Genomic DNA, 662 nt, shown 5'->3' with positions numbered 1-662 from the left:
GCCATGATCGGATCGCTGTCGGGCGGCAATCAGCAGAAGGTCGTCATCGGCAAGATGCTGACGACCAATCCCAAGGTTATCCTTCTCGACGAGCCGAGCCGCGGCATCGATGTCGGCGCCAAGGCCGAAGTCTTCCGCTTGCTGAGCGAACGCGCTGCGCAGGGCCTTGCCGTCGTCTTCTCGACCTCTGAGGTCAACGAATGCCTCAGCATTGCCCACCGCATCGTCGTCATGCGCCGCGGCAGGATTTCAGCCGAATTCGGCGCCAATGCCACCAAAGAGCAGATCATGGCCGCCTCGGGCGAAGCCGTGGTCGCCTGATCACCAGGAATTTCGGAGCCCACACCATGACCGATGTCAGCCAGGCCAGAAAACAGTCCAGTCCAAGCGCGAGCGAAGGCTTCGATCTCGCCAAGCTGCTGCTCGAGGGCCGCGCTTTCTTTGCCCTGATCGTCATCATCGTCGTCTTTTCGATCCTGTCGCCCTACTACCTCTCGGTGGCGAATTTCCTGACCATGGCCTCGCATGTCGCCATCTTCGGAATCCTCGCGATCGGCATGCTGCTTGTCATCCTCAATGGCGGCATCGATCTGTCGGTGGGGTCGACGCTGGGCTTGGCCGGCGTCGTTGCCGGCTTCCTGATGCAAGGGGTGACGCTGAGT

General features: G+C 61.2%; 1 protein-coding gene and 1 pseudogene. Both read left to right on the top strand.

Going from position 1 to position 662, the window contains the following annotated elements; all coding sequences use genetic code 11:
• Nucleotides 1-321 (top strand): ATP-binding cassette domain-containing protein (locus EN884_RS37740; protein ID WP_164895506.1); only part of this gene is annotated, 321 nt, incomplete at its 5' end.
• 26 nt (nt 322-347) lie between these two features.
• Nucleotides 348-662: pseudogene (locus tag EN884_RS37735) on the top strand (ABC transporter permease); the annotation flags it as partial.

It is taken from the genome of Mesorhizobium sp. M7A.F.Ca.AU.001.01.1.1 (assembly GCF_004022735.1).
Taxonomy (GTDB): Bacteria; Pseudomonadota; Alphaproteobacteria; order Rhizobiales; family Rhizobiaceae; genus Mesorhizobium; species Mesorhizobium ciceri.
Note: the sequence above shows the minus strand (reverse complement) of the source record. Positions and strands in the feature narration are given on the sequence as shown.